This window comes from Sphingomonas sp. SORGH_AS_0950, from assembly GCF_030818415.1.
In the GTDB taxonomy this organism is placed as follows: Bacteria; Pseudomonadota; Alphaproteobacteria; order Sphingomonadales; family Sphingomonadaceae; genus Sphingomonas.
In genome coordinates this window covers 354432-373311 of sequence record NZ_JAUTAE010000001.1, presented here as the reverse complement: position 1 = coordinate 373311, position 18880 = coordinate 354432, and the positions used below count along the sequence as shown (strand labels likewise).

The window sequence follows — 18880 nt, the reverse complement described above, 5'->3', positions numbered from 1 at the left end:
CTTCCCATGTGGCAGGAACAGCGAAGATATGAACGGTTATATTGGCCGGGCGCGCATGATGGCGCTTGCCGGTACGCTGGCGGCGCTATGCCCTGCCGGTGCGAGCTGGGCGCAGACCGCGCCTCCTTTCCCGGAATTGCTGCGTCGGGCACGCGATGCGCCGCGCGTTGCCGTGCTCGACGCCGATGTGGCGCAGGCGCGTGGCCATGCCGAACAGGCGCGGGCGCGCCCCAATCCGTCGATCAATCTCTATGGCGAGAATTTCGCGGGCGACCTGCGCACCAATGCCCGCGACCAGCAGCAGACGACGTTTCAAATCGACCAGCCGATCGAACTCGGCGGCAAGCGCGCCGTGCGGATCGCCGCCGGGGATGCCGCAGTGGCAGCCGCGTCGGCGCGCGGGGTCGAAGGGCGCAGCGCCTTCGCGACCGAACTGGCGCGTGCCTATGCGGCCGCCGAAATCGCGGACCGTCGCATCGCTCTGGCCGAGGATGAGGTCGAGGAAGCGACCGACGTGCTGAAGGTCGCCCGCGCGCTGGTTGCGGCGGGCAAGGAAGCCCGATTGCGCCAGGTCCAGGCCGAGACCGAGCTGCATACGATGGAGTCGGACCTGGAAATCGCCCATGCGCAGCGGGTCGGTGCGCTTGCGCGGCTGGCGGCACTGGCGGGATCGCCCACGCCCTATACGGGTCTGGCGGAGTCCCTCATCGATCGTGTGATTGCGCAGCCGCCGAGCGGTCCGGTCGACCCGCTCCAAAGCGCGACCGTGCGGCTCGCCATGGCCGAACGCGAGGCCGCCGCCCAGGCCGTCACCGTGCAGCGGCGGCACGCGACGCCCGATATCACCGCCCAATTAGGGGTACGTCAGCTGCGGGTCGCCAGAGGGCCCGCCATCGTCGCAGGCGTGACGATTCCCCTGCCGGTGTTCGATCGCAATCGCGGCAATATCGCCGCCGCCCAGGCTGAGTTGCAGGGCCGCGAGGCGCGTGCCGCCGCCGCCCGACTGGAAGCCGAAGCAGGCGCCCATTCCGCACGGGCCCTGATCGCGGCGACTGACGCGCGGGGTGTCGCGGCACGCCGGACGCTCGCGACGGCGGAGGAAGCCTATCGGCTGGCCCGCCTTGCCTATGAGGCGGGCAAGGCCCCGCTGAGCGAGCTTCTGAGCGCTCGCCACAATCTCGGCGCCGCGCGCGGCGTCATTCTGGACGCCGACATCGCACGCTTCGACGCGCGCGCCTCACTCGCTCGCCTCGCAGGCCTCAGCATTACCGGAGAACCGGTCCAATGACCGCCCGATATCGTCTTTACGCAGGGACCACGCTCGGCCTGGCGGCGGCGGCCACGCTCGGCTTCGCCGCCGCGAAGCTGACCCAGCCCAGCGCTCCCCCCACCCCTCCCCCCGCCTCTCCGTCTTCGACCAAGACCGGGCCCCGCGACACGCTGGCCATCTCGCCGCAGGCCATAACGGCCTCGCAGATCGCCGTCTCGGCCGCAGGCACGGGGGAACTGGACCAGGCCGTGATCGCCACCGCCACCGTGCAGGCCATGCCGGACGGGGATGCCATATTGACCGCCCGCGTGCCGGGAACCGTCACGCGCATTCTCGTCCGCATGGGGGACACGGTACGCGCCGGACAGACGCTGGCGTTGATCGAAAGCCGCGACGCCTCGCAGATCACCGCGGATCGCGCCACCGCCATGGCCCGCGTCGGGCTGGCCCGGCGACAATTCGCCCGCGAGCGCGGGCTGCTGGCGCAGGGCGTATCGCCGCGCGCAGACTATGAGGCGGCGGAAGCCAATCTCGCCGTAGCGCAGGCCGATGCCCGTCGCGCGAGTGCGGCGGCGAGCGCGGCGCGGGTGACGAGGGACGGACGCTCCGTCGCCGTCACCAGCCCCATATCCGGGCGCGTTACCCTGACCGAGGCGAAGCTGGGGCAATATGTCGCCGCCGAGGCCAATCTGTTCCGCGTCGCCGATCCCCGCCGCCTGGAGATCGCGGCCGCCGTACCCCCGGCGGAGGCCGCGCGAATCCGGGACGGCGACCGGGTGGAACTCGTCACCCGCGAAGGGCAGACCGTTGCGGGCCGGGTCCGCGCCGCGACCGGGGTTGTCGATCCCCAGTCGCGCACCGCCACCGTCATCGTCACTCCGCTTGCCTCCACGGCCGCGCTCGCGCCGGGTCAGCTCGTCCAGGCCCATATATTCGCCAGCGGCGGTGCCGCGCGGAATAGCATCATGATCCCGCAAGACGCGGTGCAGACGCTGGGCGAGCAGGAGGTGGTCTTCGTCCGCACGGCGCAGGGCTTCCGCGCGCGGCCGGTCAGGATCGCGGGCCGGGCGGGCGGCATGGTCGCCATCGCCGACGGGATCACGGCGGGCACGAAAATCGCCACGACCAACGCCTTTCTGATCAAGGCGGAACTCGAAAAGGATATGGGGGGCGAGGAATGATCGCCGCCATCCTGTCCGGCTCGGTCCGGCTGCGCTGGCTGGTCGCGGTCCTGACGCTGGCCGTTATCGCGGTCGGCGCGTGGCAGATCACGCAGCTTCCGATCGATGCCGTGCCCGACGTCACCAATCGCCAGGTGCAGGTCAGTACCTTCGTTCCTGCGCTGGGCCCGGTCGATGTGGAAAAGCAGGTGACCTTTCCCATCGAAACGGCGCTGGCCGGCATTCCGGGTCTGGAAATGACCCGCTCGCTGTCGCGCAACGGCTTCAGCCAGATAACGGCGGTGTTCACCGATGCCACCAGCATCTATTTCGCGCGCCAGCAGATCGCCGAGCGACTGGCCCAGGCAAGGGACAGCCTGCCCGCCGGGGTCCAGCCCAATCTCGCTCCGCTAAGTACCGGCCTGGGCGAAATCTTCTTCTATTCGATCGCCTTTCGCCATCCCGATGGGCGTGGTGCGCCCCGGATAGACGGCAGGCCGGGCTGGCAGAGCGACGGCAGCTATCTGACGCCCGAGGGCGAAAGGCTCACCACCGAACTCGCCAAGGCTGCCTATCTTCGCACCGTGCAGGACTGGATCATCCGGCCGCAGATGCGCACCGTGAAGGGGGTGGCAGGGGTCGATTCCAACGGCGGCTATGTCAAACAATATCTGATCGAGCCGAACCTGTCCGCGCTGGCCGCCTATGGCGTTTCCATGACCGAGCTGGCCGATGCGGTGGAGCGCGCCAATGTCTCGGCGGGGGCGAATTACGTCCGCCGCGCGGGCGAGAGCTTTCTGGTACGCGCCGACGCGCGGCTGAAATCGGTCGAAGACATTCAGGACGCGGTGATTGCCACACGCAATGCCGTGCCCGTCCGGGTGCGCGATGTCGGCCAGGTGACGATCGGCGGCGCGGTCCGCACCGGCTCAGGCAGCCGCATGGGGTCCGAGGCGGTCATCTCGACCGTGCTGATGCTGGTCGGCGAGAATAGCCGCATCGTGTCGACCGCCGTCGCCGACAAGCTCGTCCGGATCAACCGAACCCTGCCCCCGGACGTCTTTGCGGAGCCGGTCTACAACCGTTCGAAACTGGTCAATGCCACCATTGCCACCGTACGCAAGAACCTGTTCGAGGGCGCACTGCTCGTCATCGTCATATTGTTCCTGCTGCTCGGCAATGTCCGCGCCGCGCTGATCACCGCGGCCGTCATCCCGATCACCATGGTGATGACCGCGACCGGCATGAACATGCTGGGCGTCTCGGGCAATCTGATGAGCCTTGGCGCGCTTGACTTCGGACTGATCGTCGACGGGGCGGTCATCATCGTCGAGAATGCGCTGCGCCATCTGGCCGAGCGGCAGCATGTCGAAGGACGGCTGCTGACCCGCGCGGAACGGTTGGAGACCACCGCCGCCTCGGCGCGCGAGATGATCCGGCCGACCGTCTATGGCCAGGCGATCATCTTCCTGGCCTTCGCGCCGCTCCTCACCTTCCAGGGGGTGGAGGGCAAGACCTTCGCACCCATGGCGATCACGCTGATGATCGCGCTTGGCTGCGCCTTCATTCTTTCACTGACCTTCGTACCCGCGATGATCGCGATCTTTATAAAGGGGCGCGTCGAGGAAACCGAAGTGCGGCCGATCCGCTGGTTCAAGGCGCGCTATGCCCCCGTGCTCGCCCGCGCGATCGCCCGGCCGCGTCCCTTCGTGCTGGGCGGGGCGGCGGTGTTCGTGGCCGCGATCCTGGGCTTCGGGTGGCTGGGTGAGGAGTTCATGCCGCAGCTTGACGAAAAGGATATCACCGTCACGAACTTCCGCGTGCCCTCCGCCTCGATCGACCAGTCGACGCAGATGCAGATGCGGATCGAGAATGCGCTGAAGACGCTGCCCGAGGTGGCGCTGGTCTTTTCCAAGAACGGCAATGCCGATCTGGGCACCGATCCGATGCCACCCAACGCGTCGGACACCTATGTCATCCCCAAGCCCGAGAGCGAGTGGCCCGCCGAGGTGCGGACCAAGGCCGACATCATTCGCCGGATCGAGGAACGGATGAAGCAGGTCATCGGCAACCGCACCGAGATCCAGCAGCCGATCCAGATGCGGTTCAACGAGCTGATCGCGGGCGTTCGCGCCGATGTCGCGATCAAGCTGTATGGCGACGACCTCGATGCCATGGGGGACGAAGGGCAGAAGATCGCCGATGCCGTGCGCACGATCCCAGGCGCGGCGGATGTCAGCGTCGAACAGACCGACGGCGCGCCGACCTTCGACGTGCGGATCGACCGTCAGGCGGCGGGGCGTCTGGGCCTGTCGGTCGATGCGGTCGCGGCGACCGTCGCGGCGGCGCTCGGCGGACGCGAGGCCGGTTTGCTATTCGAGGGGGATCGCCGCTTCGCGGTCGTCGTGCGCCTGCCCGACGTGCAGCGCGACGATATCGACACGCTGGGCGCCATCCCGGTGATGCTCCCCGCCGCCGAGGGGCAGACCGCCCGCTCGGTTCCCCTGCGCGAAGTGGCGAGCTTCCACTATACCCAGGGGCTCAACCAGATCAGCCGCGAGAATGGCAAGCGGATGATCACCGTGCAGGTCAATGTCCGAGGCCGCGACCTGGGCGGCTTCGTTGCGGAAGCGGAGGCGCGGATCGCGAAGATGACCCTGCCGCCGGGCATGTACACCGAATGGGGCGGGACCTTTCAGAGCCTGCAATCGGCGCAGCTTCGCCTGATGCTGGTGGTGCCGATCTGCTTCCTCGCCATCTATGCGCTGCTGTTCATGGCGCTTGGCGGTTTCGTGCCCGCCCTGATCGTGTTCTCGGCGGTGCCGATGGCGCTGGCGGGGGGCGTTTTCGCGCTGCTGATACGGGGCATCCCTTTCTCGATCACGGCGGCGGTCGGCTTCATCGCGCTGTCGGGGGTGGCAGTGCTGAACGGACTGGTCATGATGAGCGCCATCGCCCGCCACCGCGAGATGGGCGAGGCGGACGACCAGGCCATTGCCGAAGGCGCGATGGAGCGGGTGCGTCCCGTCCTGATGACGGCGCTCGTCGCCTCGCTGGGCTTCGTGCCGATGGCTCTGGCGACCGGCACGGGCGCGGAGGTGCAGCGGCCGCTGGCGACCGTGGTGATCGGCGGCCTCATCACCTCGACCGCGCTGACGCTGGTCGTGCTGCCCGCGATCGCGGCCTGGGTCTCGCGCCGCACCAGGGCACCGGAACGCTCCGGCGCGGAACGCCTGGCCCGGACCTGATCCGGGGCCTGCCTCCGGTCGCCGCCGGGGGCAGGCAAAGGACGTGCTTTGCATCGCCGCCACGGCGGCATCTTGTTCGCATGGACGACGAAAGACGGTCAAAGCTGCGGTCGATCCACGACTAGCCTCTGGTGACATTGGCAAAGGAGTGATGACGTGGCGAAGCGAACGACGCTGATCTGGTCCACCGTCCTGTCCGCAGGGCTCTCGATCCCCACCATGGCCGACGCCCACGGCATCTGGTTCGCGCAGCGCGCCAAGCAGATCGCCATCATCTACGGCATCGGCGGCGACGACCTGGAGGCGGTCAAGCGCCAGCCGAATATGGAAAGCGTGCAGGCCTGGGATGCCGAGTTGAACCCGATCCGGGCGCAGCTCCGCACGGCAGGGCCGGTCGTACTGGTGGACACCGACGCCCCGCCGACGATCGTCAGCGCGGTCCTTCAGAACGGCACTTGGTCCAAACTGCCCGATGGCGAATTCGTCAAGAAACCCAAGGACGAGGTGCCCAATTCCGTCAAGAGCGAGACGACGATCAAATATGCCACGATGATTAAGGGGCCGCTGGCAAAACCGGTGCCGTTGATCCCCGCGCAGACGCTGCAGATCGTGCCGGTCGGCACCCTGCCCGACAAGCTGGGCACGCCGATGACCTACCGCGTGTTCTTCAAGGGCAAGCCTGTCGCGGGCGCGACGATCATCAACGACATGGTCAACGACCCCGACGCGGCCGAGATCGCGACCGGACCCGATGGCGCCGTCACCCTGCCGGTGCGCAACCAGGGGTTGAACGTCCTGCGCGCCGTCTATGTCTCCCCGTCCGATCAGCCGGGCAAGATCGACCGTTACGAACACACCGCGACGCTGTCCTTCACCTTGCCGCACGCGCCCGAGAAATGACCCCTGACCGCCAGCGGAGACCGATCATGAAATACGCCATCGCTTGCCTTTCCCTGATGCTCGCCGCGTCACCCGCCCTCGCCCATGGCGACGACAAGCCCCGTCATGGCGGGCAGGTGGTCGAGATCGGGGACACCGTGTTCGAACTGGTCCGCGCCAGGGGCGGCGTATCGCTCTATGTGATGGAGGATGGCGACGAGGTGCCCGCGTCCGGAATGTCGGGCAAGCTGGTCGTGACCACGGGCGCCAAGAAGACCGAGATCGCGCTGACCCCGGCCGCGCGCAACCAGTTCGTCGCCAAGGGCGCGGTCGTCGCTTCCGGATCGAAGGTCGGCGTCCTCCTGATCGACCGTCAGACCCAGGCGCGCCAGACGGCGACCTTCGTGATCCGATGACCGGCGGGATGCGACGCAGGGTGCTGCCGCTGGTCGGCATCGCCCTGGCGGTCGGTTGTCACGGCATGGCCGCCGCACACGGCGTCGCCGAAGGGGACAAGGCGTTCATCCAGAACAATCCGGGGATCAATATCATCCCCTATCTGTATCTGGGCGCCAAGCACATGGTCACCGGATACGACCATCTGCTGTTCCTGTTCGGCGTCATCTTCTTTCTCTATCGGCTGAAGGATGTCGGCACCTATGTCACGCTGTTCGCCATCGGGCACAGCACGACCCTGCTCGCGGGCGTGTTCTTCAACATCCACGCCAATCCCTATCTGATCGACGCGATCATCGGCCTGTCGGTCGTCTACAAGGCGCTCGACAATCTGGGAGCGTTCCCGATGCTGATCGGGTTTCAGCCCAATCAGAAGGCGGCGGTCCTGATCTTCGGTCTCTTCCACGGCTTCGGTCTTGCGACCAAGCTCCAGAGCCTGATCGCGTCGCGCGACGGACTGGTCCCCAATCTCGTCAGTTTCAATGTCGGGGTCGAGATGGGGCAGTTCCTGGCCCTGTGTGCGATCCTGTTCCTCATGACGCTATGGCGGCGCTCGCCGAACTTTGCGCGCCGCGTCGTCGTCGCCAATACCGTGCTGATGAGCGCGGGTATCGTCCTGACCGGCTATCAGTTCGCCGGTTTCCTGATGGAGAAGGCCGCATGACCGCCACGCTTGCCACCGATTCCGCTGTCGCATCCCCCCGCACCGTCGGACGCGCCTTGCTCGCCGCGCTGGGCGCGGGCGCCGCGATCCTGACCCTGTTCGTCCTACCCGCCGAATATGGGATCGACCCGACCGGGGTCGGCCGCCTCCTGGGCCTGACACGCATGGCGAATGGCGGCGAGGAGACGAAGGACGCCCCTGCCCCCGTGATCGGCACGCCCGCCACCATCGCGATACCAACCCAAACCCAGGCCAACATCGCCCGCGTCACGCCCTTCCGCACCGACGAGAAGACCGTGACCCTTGCCCCCGGCAAGGGCGTCGAGGTGAAAGCACGGATGAAGGCGGGTGACAGCTTCAACTTCCGCTGGAACGCCTCCGGCCTCGTCCGAGCCGACATGCACGGCGAGCCTATCGGCGGCGGCGAGACCGACTTCACCGACTATTGGAAGCAGAAGAATGTCCGCTCCGGTCAGGGCAGCTTCACCGCGCCCTTTGCCGGCACGCATGGCTGGTACTGGAAGAACCGGGGGGCGGTGCCGGTGACTCTCGTCGTCCGGCTCGACGGCTTCTACGACAGCGCATTCATACGCGATTAACCGCTTCGGGCGGGGCGTGGCCGATCACATGGCGGAGATCGGCGGCTCGCAAATTCCCGCCCAGGCCACCAGCCCAACGATCGCCACGGCGGCGGCCAGTTCCAGCGACAGGCTGATCCGCAAAGCCCGCAGCCCCTTCCGTCCGGATGCGATCAGGCCGGGGGTCAGCCAGTATCGGTTCGCGGAGGCGAGCATCAGCATGGCCCCGAACAGCGCCAGCTTGGCGATCATCAGCCGACCGTAAAGGCTCTCGGGCAACCGTGTGATCCCATCGACCCCGATCAGCATCGCGGCATTGACCAGTCCCGTGGCCAGGATAGCGGCAACGATCACGCTGCCCACGCCCGCAAAGCCCGCCAGCGCTCGTGCCGCCGCCTCGTGATCGGACCCGCGGCGGACGACAAGACCAAGAAAGACGATCAGCGCACCGATCCACGCTCCGACCGCCAGCATATGGACGATATCGGCACCCAGATGGATCCAGCCGACCGCGCCGGAGTCCATGGCACCATGCCCGTTCCAGGCCAGGGTCGCCGTAGCGCCCGCCGCGAACAGTGCGACGACGGACCGCGGCACGACCGACCGCACCAGCAATGTCAGAAGCAGGGCCCCGAGCAGCATCAGGCGCATCACAAAGGCCAGCCCCGGCGCGGTGTCCCGGAGGAGCATGGTCAGCAGGTCGCCACTCAGGGCGGCATAGTCGCCGCCGGTCATCGCAACGGCCAGCAGGACGAAGCCGATGGCCGACGCAAGAATGGCAAGGGCGGTGACCGCTACCAGCGGCCACCGCCCTCCTTTTGCGAACAGGGCCAGTCCGAACAGTCCGGGGAGGATGGTCAGCGACAATCCCCGCGCAAGGATCAGCGCGGCCTCCGCCATGGGTCAGCCGACCTGAATCTTGTAGCTGCCGGTGATGCGATGCGTGTCGGCCGACACGACATGCCAGTCCACTTGATACTGGCCGCGCGGCAAGGGTGACGCAGGAACCAGGACCAGCGAACGCCCGTCCGCCCCGACCGAGGTCTTCACGGGGATGGCGTGCCCGGCCATGCCAGGCATGATCATGGTCAGCTCGGCCCCCGACATCGGGGCGATCAGCTTTTCGGAGAAATTGAGGACCAGAGTGCGCGGTGCCGTCGTGACCGTGGTATCGGCGGCGGGACTGGCGCCGAGCAGCTTGGGATGCGCCAGGACGGGGGCGGACAGGGACGCGGCCAGGGCCAGGCCGAGCAGGATGCGACGCATGGGATCAAACTCCGATTGGGGGGGTGAAGAACCGTTGCCCTTCAATACGCGGGCGGAGCGGCCGCCCCTCACCCGACATGGTTTTTTCGGACCAGGCCGGGGGGAAGACGGCCGCGCACCGATCAATAGGAATAACCGATCCGGACCACGAACTGGCGCGGTGCACCCGGCAGCGTCCACAGCCGCGAATAGGAACTGGGGAAATAGTGGACGTTGAACAGGTTGGTGACCTCGCCCGAGATACGCAGCCGGTCGGTTGCCTCGAACGCCGCCGTCATGCGGGTCAGCGTATAGGCGGGCAGATAGTAGAAACTGCCATTGGCAAAGCGGTAGCCGGTCTCGCCCAGGCGCTTGCCGACATAATTGACACCCGCACCCACGGTCAGGCGCTTTTCACCAATATCGAAATCCTTGAAGACCAGCGCGCTGCCGCTGTTCTTTGCGATGTTGATCAGCGGATCGCCTTCGCGCAGGCCGAAGCCGAAATTGGGGTCGAGCGCATCCTGCGCCACTTCGGCGTTGATATAGGCATAGTTCAGCTGGACCCGGAACCCGGCGGGCAGCTGGCCCGACAGCTCGGCTTCGACGCCCTTGCTCCGAGCCTTGCCGACCGCCAGCGAGAAATTGGCGTTGATGGGATCTGCGGTCAGGACGTTGTTCTTGTTGGTCTTGAACAATGCGACCGTGCCGGTCAGCCGCTGGTGGAGCAGCGAAACCTTGGCCCCCGCCTCATAGGAGGTGGTACGCTCGGGCACAAAGGCGTTGCCGTTCGCGTCCGTGCCGTTGTTCGGGCGGAAACCACGTCCGTAATTGGCGTAGAGCGAGAATTGCGGTCCGAACAGGTATGTCGCCCCCACCGAGGGGCTGAACGCGGTGCGGAACTGCTGTGCGCGGCGGCGCGAGACACGGTCGTCAATGATCTGCTCGAACTGGTCGTAGCGACCGCCGGCGCGCAACTTCAGTCCGTCCGTGACGTCGATCTGATCCTGCAGATAGGCACCCCAGCTATATTGACGCTCCAGATAGCTCTGGAACGCGCCGGTGCTGGGCAGCTTGCCATAGGCGGGGTCGAAGATGTTGATGCGGTTGCCCGCCGCCAGATTTCCGGCCGCCTGCGATGCGACGGCTGGCGGGCGGTAGCGGTTCTGGACAATGTCCAACTCATAATCGTCCCAGTCGGCGCCGACGATCATATGATGGGTCAGCGGCCCGGTATCGAACGTGCCGCTCAATTCCCCGCGGAAGGTCAGGTCGGTGGTCTTGTAATCCCGGTCGCGTCGCTGGCGCGAAAGAGTGATGCCGTCGGCGTAGAGCCGCTGGCGCCCTGCGGCCAGCTCCGCTTCGGTCGACACGCCCCGGAAGAAGGTGTCGCGATAGCCGACGCCCAGGATGATCGACCAGTTCCTGTCGAAATCATGCTGCAACTGGGCCTGGTGGCCCATGGCGCGGACATGGACGGGTCCATCGCCCGGCTCGCCGAAAAAGCGGTTGCGCGGAATGAGAGACAGATCGCCGGTCGGCACGACGATGCCGCGATCGAAGGTCACTTTCTGGTCGATGAACTCGAACTCATAGCTGGCCGAGCTGTCCTCGCCCAGTTTGACGAGGAAGGAGGGCGTGACCGTGATCTTCCGGCTGGAATTGAAATCACGGAAGCTGTCAGCCGATTCCGCCGCGCCCGTCACGCGCATCGCGATGCGTGACGACAGCGGCACGTTGAAGTCGCCCTCGCTGCGAAAGGTGTTGAAGCTGCCCGCCGACAGGATCGCGCCGCCGTGCAGGTCGAAGCCCGGCTTCTTGGTGATGATGTTGACCGTACAGCCCGGCTCGCCGCGCCCGAACAGCGAGGAATTGGGGCCTTTCAGCACCTGGATCTGCTCGACATTCGAGGTGTCGCGCGATCCGCCATAGCCGCGCGCGGCGTTGAACCCGTTGACCAGATAGTTGCTCGCCGAGCCTTCGTCCCCCGAAAAGCCACGACAGGCGAACACGTCGAACAGGCCGCCGAAATTATTCTGGCGGGCAATGCCGGTCGCAAAGTCCAGTGCGTTGTCCAGCCGGGTTACACCCGCATCGCGCAAAGTCTCGGCCGACAGGACCTGGATGCTCTGGGGCACCTCGATCGTGGGGACGGCGGCGACATATTGCTGGCGCTGGCCCTGCACGACGATGTCGGCCTGCTGGGGTTCCTCGGCGATCGCCGCAGTCTTGGGATCGCCCTCGGCCGCCCCCGCCGCCGGACGAAACGCCACCGGCACCGTCTGCGCCGAGACCACCGTGGATGTCGTGATCGCCAGAGCGGCGACGCTGAACGATAGCAGATGTCGATAGCGCATATATTTTCCCCCGAAATGATAGTGGCAGTCGCATCGTCCTCATCGTGACGGCGCCCTGGCCTTCGTCGCGGTCTTCGTGGACCGGCGGGCCATTGTGTCGCCCTCTCTGCGATGCCGGCATCATGGGCAGCAGCGACAAGCATTTTATTGCGAAGCCGTGACCGGATCGGAACGAAATGCGGATTTGCGCGCACCTCACCGACACGATCTTGCCGCCGGAGGAGGCGGGTCTGCCGGGGCGCCGTCTTCAGGCGGGCAGTAGCATCCGGGCCAGTTGGGCGAACCACGCGATGCCAGAGGGAATGACCGCATCGTTGAAGTCATAGCCGGGGTGATGCAACGGCGCGGCATGGCCATCGTCGCGCTGCCCGAGCCACAGATAGGCGCCCGGCCGCGCCCGCAGCATGAAGGCGAAATCCTCCGAGGTGAAGGCGGGATCGGCAGCAAGCTGCGCATCCGGGCACACCGCGCGAGCCGCCGCCAGCGCGATGTCCGCGCTGTCGGCGTCATTGATCGTCGCGGGGTAGTAGCGGATATAATCGACCGACACCTGCGTCTCGCTCACCCGCGCGACGCCCTCGCAGATCGCCCGCAGCGACGCCTCGATGCGGTCCTGCACCGCCGCGGAGAATGTGCGCACGGTGCCGGTCAGCCTCACCTCCGCCGGGATGACATTGTGCGAATCCCCGCCAGTGACCTTCGTGACCGACAGCACCGCGCTTTCGGTAGGGGCGACGCGGCGCGCGACGATCGTGTTCAACTCGCCGATCAGGGTGGCAGCGGCCAGTATGGCATCCGGCGTCTGGTGCGGCATGGCGGCATGGCCGCCGCGCCCCGAAATGGTGATGTCGAAGCGGTCCGCCGCCGCCATGATCGGTCCGCGCCGCGTCCGGGCGCTGCCCAGCGGCAGGTCGGGCCAGTTGTGGAGCGCGAACACCCGGTCGCAGGGGAACCGGTCGAATAGCCCGTCCCGCACCATCGCATCCGCACCACCCAGCCCTTCCTCGGCGGGCTGGAAGATGAAATGGATCGTGCCGGAGAAATCGCGGGTCCGCGCCAGAAACCGCGCCGCCCCGATCAGCGTCGCGCTGTGCCCGTCATGGCCGCAGCCATGAAAGACGCCCGGCGTCGTGCTGGCATAGGGCAGCCCCGTCGCTTCCGCGAAGGGCAGCGCATCCATGTCCGCGCGGAAACCGATCGCACCGTTGCCGGGGCCGTGGCGCAGCGTGCCGACGACCCCCGTGCCGCCGATCCCGGTTGTCACCTCCAGCCCCGCGGACCGGAGCGCATCGGCGACGATCCCTGCGGTGCGATGCTCATGAAAGCCCAGTTCCGGATGCGCATGAAGATCACGCCGAAGCGCGATGAGATGGTCCAATTCCTGGGCGTCGATGGGCATAAGCAGACCTTCCGGCAACGTCAGCCGCGATCCTCGAACAAGGTTTCGATAGGGTCGTAACGCTTCACGATCGGCGACTTGAGGACGATGTAGCTGAAATATTTCTCGATCCCGAAATCGCTTTCGAGAATGGACTCGATCAGTTCCTGATATTGCGAGACGTTGCGCGTGATGAACTTGATCAGATAATCATATCCACCGCTGACCAGATGACATTCCACGATCTCGGGCACATTGCGTGCGCGTTGCTCGAAACGGGAAAAGTCGCCGGTGCGATGATCCTTCAACGTCACCTCGGTAAAGACGGTCAGCGTCTCGCCCAGCTTGGCGAGCGCGACATGCGCGCCATAGCCGGTGATATAGCCCGCCTTCTCCAGCCGCTTGACCCGCGACAGGCAGGGGCTGGGCGACAAGCCCACCGCATCGGCCAGGTCGACATTGGTGATCCGCCCGTTGCGCTGCAGCTGCGCCAGAATACGAAAGTCCAGTCGATCAAGTTTGGGCGCTGACGTCATGGTGGCGGATATACCCCTTCATTCCCCGTACGAACCGCGATCATCGCAGCGCGGCCCGCACCTCCTGTTGCTCGGCGACATCATCCAACGTGCGCGTCAACCGCGCAAGCAAGGTCGCCATATCCGCCTCGTCGCAACTGATCGCGGGGGCAAGCCCGATCGTCCCGTCGGCAAAGGCGCGGAAGATGATGCCGCGGGCATAGCCTGCCTTCGCCAACCGGTCGGGCAGGCCCAGCGCCGGGTCGAAGCGCGTCTTGGCGGCCTTGTCGGCGACAAGCTCGATCCCCGCCAGCATCCCCGCCTGTCGCACGTCGCCGACCAGCGGATGATCGGCGACCGCCGCCAGCCCGGCGGCCAGTTGCGGCGCGCGGGCGAGACCGTTGGCGATGATACCGCCTTCGTAAAGGTCGAGCACCGCCATCGCCACCGCCGCCGCGACCGGATGTCCCGAATAGGTGGCGCCGTGCCCGATCGGCAGGTGATTGTCGGGACCGTCGGCGATTCCGTCATAGACCTCCGCCGACATCAACACCGCGCCCATCGGCACGTAACCGGCGGTCAGCCCCTTCGCCAGCGTCATCAGGTCGGGCGACACACCCTCATGCTCGCAAGCGAACATCGGCCCCGTCCGCCCGAAACCGGTAATGACCTCGTCGACGACCAACAGGATGCCGAGTTCGGTGCAGGCCGCGCGAATGGCGGCCAGCCACCCCTTGGGCGGTACGATCACGCCCGCCGAACCCTGCACCGGCTCGGCGAAGAAGGCCGCGACATTCTCGGCCCCAAGCTCGGCAACCTTGTCCTTCAGCGCAGCGACGTTGGCGGCGATCACCGCCGCCGGATCGTCCCCGGCCGCATGGCGATAGGGATAGGGCGTCGGAATGTGATGCTGCCAGCTGTGCGGCAGGTCGAACAGGCGGTGGAAGGCTGGCAGGCCGGTGATGCCCGCGCCATTCGACGAAGAACCGTGATAGCCCTTGTCGAGCGCGATGATATGCTTCTTCGTCGGACGGCCCCTGGCGTTCCAATAGTGAACGATGAAGCGCAGCGCGGAGTCGACCGAGTCCGATCCCCCTTGCGTGAAATAAACGCGATCCAGTCCCTTGGGTGCCAGGCCCGCCAGCCGCTCGGCCAGCCGGATCGCCGGTTCGCTGGCGTAGGAGAAATAGCCGGTCGCATAGGGCAGGCGCCGCATCTGTTCGGCGGCCGCCTCGACCACGCTGTCGTGACCATAGCCGATATTGACGCACCATAGCCCGGCAAAGGCATCGAGCAGGCGATGCCCGTCGCTGTCGGTCAGGTACATGCCCTGTCCCTCGGTCAACACGGTCGCGCCCCGCGCCTCATGCCCGCGCCATGACGTGACGGGATGGATGAGGTGGCGGCGATCCGCCTCGATCAGCGAATTGGAGAACATGACTGGCCTTATTGTCTTGAATGATGCCAGCTTAGGCGTCCGGTACGGCGGAAGGGGCCGCTCGCCCCTTTTCCGGCATGGGAAGCTGCCGAGTTTTCCGACCCGGCGGCAGATTATGCCGCCCCCGTCCTCAACCGATCGCCGCCGCGATCGCCTTGCCGCATTGCACGGTGTCGGCGGATCCCTTCAGGTCGCGCGTGCGGCCGCCCTCGCTGGCCAGCACCGTCTCGATCGCGGTGACGATGGACGCCGCCGCCGCCGTCTCGCCGAGGTGATCGAGCATCATCGCCGCGCACCAGATCTGGCCGACCGGATTGGCGATCCCCTGCCCGGCGATATCGGGCGCCGAGCCATGGACCGGCTCGAACAGCGACGGAACCGCGCGATCCGGATTGATGTTGCCGCATGGCGCGATGCCGATCGTGCCGGTGCAGGCCGGGCCCAGATCGGACAGGATGTCACCGAACAGATTGGAGGCGACGACCACGTCGAACCGGTCGGGATTCATCACGAACTGCGCGGCGAGGATGTCGATATGATATTTGTCGGTCCGCACCTCCCGATATTTCTCGGCCATCTCCGCGACGCGACTGTCCCACCAGGGCATGGTGATCGCGATACCGTTGGATTTGGTGGCGGAGGTCAAATGCCTGGCAGGCCGCTTCTGCGCCAGTTCGAACGCATATCGCAATATGCGGTCGGTGCCGGTACGGGTCATTACCGTTTCCTGAAGCACCACCTCACGGTCGGTACCGGGAAAAGCGGTGCCGCCGATCGCGGAATATTCGCCTTCGGTATTCTCCCGCACGATCATCATGTCGATGTCGCCGGGCTTCCGCCCCGCCAAGGGACAGGGCACGCCCGGCATCAGCCGCGCCGGGCGCAGATTGACATATTGGTCATACTCGCGCCGGAACTGGATCAGCGAATCCCACAGTGAGATATGATCGGGCACGGTGTCGGGCCAGCCCACCGCGCCGAAGAAGATCGCATCGACACCGCCGATCCGCGCCTTCCAATCCTCGGGCATCATCCGACCGTGGCGGACATAATAGTCGCAACAGGCGAAATCATGCCATTGCTGCTCGACGGTGAAGCCATAGGCCGCCGCCGCCGCCTCCAGTGCGCGCACGCCCTCGGGGACGACTTCCTTGCCGATCCCGTCGCCGGGGATCACCGCAATCCGGTAATGTCTCACAGGCCCTTCAATCCCCCCCAATGGAATGCCTTGGTTTCCAGATATTCCTCGATCCCCTCGCGCCCCCCTTCCCGGCCGAGCCCGGAAGCCTTGATCCCGCCGAAAGGCGCCATTTCCATCGCCAGCGCTCCCGTGTTGAGACCGACCATGCCGAACTCCAGCGCCTCGCCCACGCGCCAGGCTCGGTGCAGGTCGTCGGTATAGAAATAGCTGGCCAAGCCGAACGGCGTCGCATTGGCGAGCGCGACCGCCTCTTCCTCGTCACGGAAGCGGAAGATCGGGGCGACCGGCCCGAACGTCTCTTCGGAGGCCAGCCGCATGCCGGGCGTCGCTTCGGTCAGTACCACCGGCCGCGCAAACCGCGCATCCCCGTTCACACCGTCGGGGGCAGCGGCGATATGCGCGCCCTTGGCCAGCGCGTCGGCAACATGCTCGGCCACCTTGGTCGTGGCGGCGACGTTGATCAGCGGACCAATGGTCACCCCCGCCCGCCGCCCATCCCCGACGCACAGGGCGCGCACCGCCTCACCCAGCTTTTCCACGAAACGATCGTGAATGCCGTCCTGCACGAACAAGCGGTTGGCGCAGACGCAGGTCTGTCCGGCGTTGCGGAACTTGGAGGCCATCGCCCCGGCCACCGCCGCATCGACATCGGCATCATCGAACACGATGAAGGGCGCGTTGCCGCCCAGTTCCAGGCTCAACCGCTTCAGCGTGTCCGCGGACTGCCGCATCAGCAGCGCCCCGACCCGCGTCGATCCCGTAAAGGACAGCTTGCGCACCACCGGCGAGGCGGTCAGCGCCGCGCCGATCGCCTGGGGCATGCCGGTGACGATGTTGACGACACCCGCCGGTATCCCTGCGCGTTCGGCCAGCCTGACCAGCGCCAGCGCCGTGAAGGGCGTGAGCTCGGACGGCTTGATGACGACGGTGCACCCCGCCGCGAGCGCGGGCGCGACCTTGCGGGTGATCATCGCGGCGGGAAAGTTCCACGGAGTGATCGCTGCGCACACACCCACGGGCTCGCGGGTCGCCAGGATGCGGCGGTCGGTGGTCGGGGCGGGGATCATGTGCCCCGCGATCCGCCGCCCCTCGCCCGCAAACCATTTGACGAAACTGGCGGCATAGCCGATTTCCCCCTTTGCCTCGGCCAGCGGCTTGCCCTGCTCAGCGGTCATGATCGCGGCCAGTGCATCGACATGGTCGAGGATCAGCCGGTGCCATGCCTCGAGCAGGGTCGCGCGATCGTCCGCCGTGCGGCGCCGCCATCCGGGCAACGCGGCGGCGGCGGCGGAGATCGCCGCCTCGGTCTCGGCCGTCCCCGCCGCCGGGATCGTCCCGATCGTCTCGCCGGTCGCCGGATCGGTCACCTCGAGCGTCGCGCCGTCGTTCGCGCCCGTCCAAGCTCCATCGATCAGCATCGTCTCGACCAGCAGGCCGGTCGTGCGCAGGTCCTGAGCGGTCAGCATAGCGCCTGGCTCACGATCGCAAAGGCGGTGCCGGGTGCGGTGCCTTGCGGCTCCCCGCCCCGTACCATCGTCACCACCCGGCCAACGCGGACCAGCCCCAGTTCCTCCAGCCACGCCCCAAGCCCGCTATCGCCCGGAATGTCCAGCCGGATGAATTCACCGCTGCGCGATCCGATCCACTGGGCGATCAATGCCTTGGCGCGGGTCGCGTCGGGCGCGATCACCGGCCCGACGACATAGCCGCGTCCGAACCGGCGGAAGAGCGCCGCCCCGGTCACCGTATCGCCATGCGTCAGCACGACGCCGTGCGCCTTTTCGCGCAACAGCGTCATGACCGACGGACGATCGAGGCCGGTCGCCGCGTGGACCAGCGAGTCGACGACCGCGCCGTCGCGCTCCCCCATCGGCCGGATACGCTCGCCCGGCTCCAGTGGAACCAGCGGGGCCTGAAACGCCGCCCCCTGATGCTGGAGGATTTCACCGACGCCGCGAAAGCCGAGCTTGCGATAGAGCGGCAGCCCATCCTCGGTCGCGTTCAGCATGATCGCAGCGTCGGGGCCCAGCGCGGCCGCAATCTGGTCGAGCACCGCGTCCATCACGATCCGGCCGAGGCCGGCCCCGCGATGACGGCGCGAGACGATCACCATGCCCAGCGTCGCGGTGGCCGGGCCGGCCCGCCACCACATCGTCGTGCCGATGATCTCACCGTTCAGCTCCGCCACCGTGCCGGAGCCCACGGCCAGCATGTCGGCAAGGTCCTCCGCTCGGTGCGGCCATTGTTCGGCCTTGGCCAGCAGGTGCAGCGCGGCGACATCCTGCGGGGTCATGGCGCGAAGCCGCATCGTGCGATGCTCGACCTCGGCAGGGGGCAATTCGGCGCTTGTTGGCATGGTTTTGCGTTCCATCGAAATCCTCTCCCATTCTTTTATCGCAGCCATGATGCAGGAGGTGCGTCGCTCACCGCCTTCCGAAGCATTTCACGTGTGATTTGGATGCCTGCACGGAATATCCTGCCGCATCGGGTA

16 protein-coding genes are annotated in these 18880 nt (G+C 66.7%); 7 read left to right on the top strand and 9 right to left on the bottom strand.

From position 1 onward, the window contains the following. The first annotated feature begins 28 nt into the window (after positions 1-28). The 7 genes from QE385_RS01510 (at position 29) to QE385_RS01480 (ending at position 8276) form a co-directional block, all read left to right on the top strand. Positions 29-1288 carry a TolC family protein gene (locus QE385_RS01510; RefSeq protein ID WP_307098373.1) on the top strand — a complete coding sequence of 420 codons (1260 nt, stop codon included), beginning with the start codon at positions 29-31 and terminating at the stop codon, positions 1286-1288. After that, positions 1285-2451, top strand: coding sequence for an efflux RND transporter periplasmic adaptor subunit (locus tag QE385_RS01505; RefSeq protein ID WP_307098371.1), 1167 nt, complete (start codon positions 1285-1287; stop codon positions 2449-2451). The genes QE385_RS01510 and QE385_RS01505 overlap by 4 nt, the downstream gene beginning before the upstream one ends. Further along, positions 2448-5678 (top strand): efflux RND transporter permease subunit, encoded by a 3231-nt coding sequence (locus tag QE385_RS01500; protein WP_307098370.1) that lies wholly within the window; start codon positions 2448-2450, stop codon positions 5676-5678. The genes QE385_RS01505 and QE385_RS01500 overlap by 4 nt, the downstream gene beginning before the upstream one ends. Positions 5679-5834: 156 nt before the next feature. After that, entirely contained in the window at positions 5835-6578 is a 744-nt protein-coding gene (locus tag QE385_RS01495; RefSeq protein WP_307098368.1) for a DUF4198 domain-containing protein, read from the top strand. Positions 6579-6604: 26 nt separating this feature from the next. Continuing rightward, the gene (locus QE385_RS01490; protein ID WP_307098366.1) at positions 6605-6973 is read left to right on the top strand and encodes a hypothetical protein; all 369 of its coding nucleotides are present in this window, start codon (positions 6605-6607) and stop codon (positions 6971-6973) included. An 8-nt stretch (positions 6974-6981) separates the two neighbouring features. Continuing rightward, positions 6982-7677: a HupE/UreJ family protein gene (locus tag QE385_RS01485; protein ID WP_307098364.1), complete on the top strand. Its 696-nt coding sequence runs from the start codon at positions 6982-6984 to the stop codon at positions 7675-7677. Further along, complete coding sequence (locus tag QE385_RS01480; protein WP_307098361.1) at positions 7674-8276, top strand: hypothetical protein; 603 nt, start codon at positions 7674-7676, stop codon at positions 8274-8276. The genes QE385_RS01485 and QE385_RS01480 overlap by 4 nt, the downstream gene beginning before the upstream one ends. A 24-nt stretch (positions 8277-8300) precedes the next feature. Here QE385_RS01480 and copD read toward each other — a convergent pair whose 3' ends face one another. From copD to QE385_RS01435, 9 genes are all read right to left on the bottom strand, one after another. Continuing rightward, positions 8301-9155 carry a copper homeostasis membrane protein CopD gene (gene copD / locus QE385_RS01475; RefSeq protein ID WP_307098359.1) on the bottom strand — a complete coding sequence of 285 codons (855 nt, stop codon included), beginning with the start codon at positions 9153-9155 and terminating at the stop codon, positions 8301-8303. A gap of 3 nt (positions 9156-9158) precedes the next feature. Continuing rightward, a complete protein-coding gene (gene copC / locus QE385_RS01470) occupies positions 9159-9521 on the bottom strand; it encodes a copper homeostasis periplasmic binding protein CopC (protein ID WP_307098358.1) in 363 nt (120 codons plus the stop codon). A 122-nt stretch (positions 9522-9643) separates the two neighbouring features. Then, positions 9644-11857 carry a TonB-dependent siderophore receptor gene (locus tag QE385_RS01465; protein WP_307098357.1) on the bottom strand — a complete coding sequence of 738 codons (2214 nt, stop codon included), beginning with the start codon at positions 11855-11857 and terminating at the stop codon, positions 9644-9646. 247 nt (positions 11858-12104) lie between these two features. Next, a complete protein-coding gene (locus QE385_RS01460) occupies positions 12105-13256 on the bottom strand; it encodes a M20 aminoacylase family protein (RefSeq protein WP_307098355.1) in 1152 nt (383 codons plus the stop codon). 20 nt (positions 13257-13276) lie between these two features. Then, the gene (locus QE385_RS01455; protein ID WP_267433172.1) at positions 13277-13771 is read right to left on the bottom strand and encodes an Lrp/AsnC family transcriptional regulator; all 495 of its coding nucleotides are present in this window, start codon (positions 13769-13771) and stop codon (positions 13277-13279) included. A 40-nt stretch (positions 13772-13811) separates the two neighbouring features. Then, positions 13812-15188: an aminotransferase class III-fold pyridoxal phosphate-dependent enzyme gene (locus QE385_RS01450; RefSeq protein ID WP_307098353.1), complete on the bottom strand. Its 1377-nt coding sequence runs from the start codon at positions 15186-15188 to the stop codon at positions 13812-13814. A gap of 130 nt (positions 15189-15318) precedes the next feature. Beyond that, a complete protein-coding gene (locus QE385_RS01445) occupies positions 15319-16386 on the bottom strand; it encodes a tartrate dehydrogenase (protein ID WP_307098350.1) in 1068 nt (355 codons plus the stop codon). Further along, on the bottom strand, positions 16383-17855 hold the full coding sequence (locus QE385_RS01440; RefSeq protein ID WP_307098349.1) for an NAD-dependent succinate-semialdehyde dehydrogenase: 1473 nt from the start codon (positions 17853-17855) through the stop codon (positions 16383-16385). Before QE385_RS01440 ends, QE385_RS01445 begins: the two co-directional genes overlap by 4 nt. Next, positions 17849-18760: a GNAT family N-acetyltransferase gene (locus QE385_RS01435; protein ID WP_307098347.1), complete on the bottom strand. Its 912-nt coding sequence runs from the start codon at positions 18758-18760 to the stop codon at positions 17849-17851. The genes QE385_RS01440 and QE385_RS01435 overlap by 7 nt, the downstream gene beginning before the upstream one ends. Positions 18761-18880: the final 120 nt, after the last annotated feature.